Origin of the sequence: Lactobacillus gallinarum DSM 10532 = JCM 2011, from assembly GCF_001434975.1 — a bacterium.
GTDB lineage: Bacteria > Bacillota > Bacilli > Lactobacillales > Lactobacillaceae > Lactobacillus > Lactobacillus gallinarum.
Window position 1 is genome coordinate 1 of the sequence record NZ_AZEL01000012.1, and the last position, 2,243, is coordinate 2,243.

The window sequence follows — 2,243 nt, forward strand, 5'->3', positions numbered from 1 at the left end:
AAGTATCAAAATGATAACAAGTCCAATAGCTTTGAAGTTCACTTGAAACATGGCACAATCACCGTTACTCCGGAAAATCCGGGCAAGCCGGGCGAACCAATCAACCCTGGTAAAGGATCTGCAAACTACCCAGATGGGACGGACAAGGCCGGCTTGACTGACACCGTTAACCGGACGATCACCTATGTGATGAGTGACGGTTCTAAGGCACCTGATGCGGTTCATGACTCACTGTCCTACACTGCTTCTAAGGTCATCGACAAGGTGACCGGCGAAGTGCTAGAAACTAAGTGGTCAGCAAATCAGGACTTCAAGGACGTGGATTCACCAAGCGTAAAGGGCTACAAGCCTGACAAGAAGACCGTCTCCAACAAGAACGTGGCACACGACGCCAAGGACATCGATGTCGTCGTTACCTATACTGCTAACTCCGCTGCGGCCTTAGTACAGTTTATTGATAATACTGAGAACCGCACCCTTGATAACCTTGAGTTGTCGGGGAAGACGGGGGAGACCATTGACTTTGCCAAGGCTAATGCGCAATTGAAGTCCTACCTTGACTATGGGTATAAACTGGTCGCTAACGGAATTCCAACAAAGGAAACTAAGTTCGACACCAGTGATGATACTGATGTTCCAAGCCAAGTCTTCGTTGTTCGGCTGGATCACACCATGACTCCTGGTGAGACTACGGTACCTGGCAAGCAGACCGTAACCTACGTCTACAAGGACAAGGACGGCAGGGTAGTCAAGACCAAGACGGTTGAGCAAGATACAACCTTCACTGGCAAGACTACCACGGACGAAGTCACTGGTGAAACCACGACTACTTGGGATCCAAAAGACTACAAGTACACTGAGGTAACGACTCCAGTAGAGCCGGGCTACACTGCCGACAAGAAGAGCGTGGGCGGCGAGACCGTAACTCCGGATGATCCAAACCGCAGCTACACCGTTGTCTACACTCCAAACGGCAGCATCGTACCGGTAGATCCAGACGGCAACCCAATTCCAAACACGCCATCAGTACCGTACGAAACCGATCCAAATGACCCAACCAAGGTCGTGGATGGCAAGGTTCCAGAAGTTCCAAGCTGGACTCCAAAGAACGTCAAACCAGGCGACCCTGTAAAGCCAAGCGATCCAACCAAGGACACTAAGGTTCCATACGATCACACCATGACTCCTGGTGAGACTACGGCAACTGGCAAGGTGGAAGGCCTTCCAGAAAAGCCTGCAAAGGCGCCGGGCGAAAAGCTGGTCAAGACTCCTGTCAAGGCACCTAAGGCCGTCAAGACCGCTGAACCGGCCAAGACGATCAGCATCAAGGAGTCTGCGCAAGCTCAAGACCAGCTGCCGCAAACCGGTGAAGACAATTCCAAGGCCGCCTTTGGCTTAGGACTTGCTTCCATCCTCGGCGGAATCGGCATCCTAGGTGCTTTCAAGCGCAAGAAGAAGGAAAACTAAATAAACCAGAAAAAGGCAGATGATCTCAAGAATTGAGGGCATCAGCCTTTTTTAGTTGCACAATTTCTTGAGCAGCTCTGCCGCCACGTGGATCAGTGTAAGTGCCCAATAGCGCGGTATCTATCGACTTCTGTTCAATAGTCATATACTGTTCTTAACAATTGAATACGGAGGTTATGACTGAACATCCAATCGTACCGCTCGAACTGCCAAAGGACAGAATCAGACCTAAGAATAGGCCCGGAAAGAACCAACTTGTTCTTAACCTGAAATCCAATGGGATTGAGCTGTCATTTTACAGTGATGCCATTAATGAGCTTATGCTCGAAGTCGTAGACAGGTTCTTGAGCCATGATTAATCTGGCAGAACTGGGGCACGTGTTCATTGTTTGCGGTAAGACCGACATGCATCGAGGGATCGATTCGCTTGCTTACATAGTTAAGAAGAGCTTCCATCTCGATCCCTTTTCCGGGTGTTTTCTTTTCTGTGGCAGTCGAAAGGACCGCTTCAAGGCACTTTATTGGGATGGCCAGGGCTTCTGGCTGCTCTATAAGCGCTTTGAGAATGGGAAGCTTGCCTGGCCAAACAATGAAGACGAAGTGCGAGAGCTGTCCGATGAGCAAGTCATGCGCTTGATGCAGGGCTTTACCATTGATCCTAAAATTAAAAACACAAGAGCTCGTGAATGTATTGATTTCACGAGCTTTTTTGGTATTTTTATGGCTCTCTGTCAAATCGTGTTGATAGAAGTCAACTATAATTTAATAATTGGATT

Annotated in this window: 3 protein-coding genes; all 3 read left to right on the forward strand. The window is 48.9% G+C overall.

The window, feature by feature from the left end:
* On the forward strand, nucleotides 1-1,467 hold a 1,467-nt coding region (locus tag FC37_RS02650; RefSeq protein WP_156400649.1), incomplete at its 5' end, for a mucin-binding protein.
* A 176-nt stretch (nucleotides 1,468-1,643) separates the two neighbouring features.
* Nucleotides 1,644-1,826: a hypothetical protein gene (locus FC37_RS10675; RefSeq protein ID WP_025006485.1), complete on the forward strand. Its 183-nt coding sequence runs from the start codon at nucleotides 1,644-1,646 to the stop codon at nucleotides 1,824-1,826.
* Nucleotides 1,819-2,243 (forward strand): IS66 family insertion sequence element accessory protein TnpB (gene tnpB / locus FC37_RS02660; RefSeq protein WP_156400650.1); only part of this gene is annotated, 425 nt, incomplete at its 3' end. The genes FC37_RS10675 and tnpB, both read left to right, overlap by 8 nt.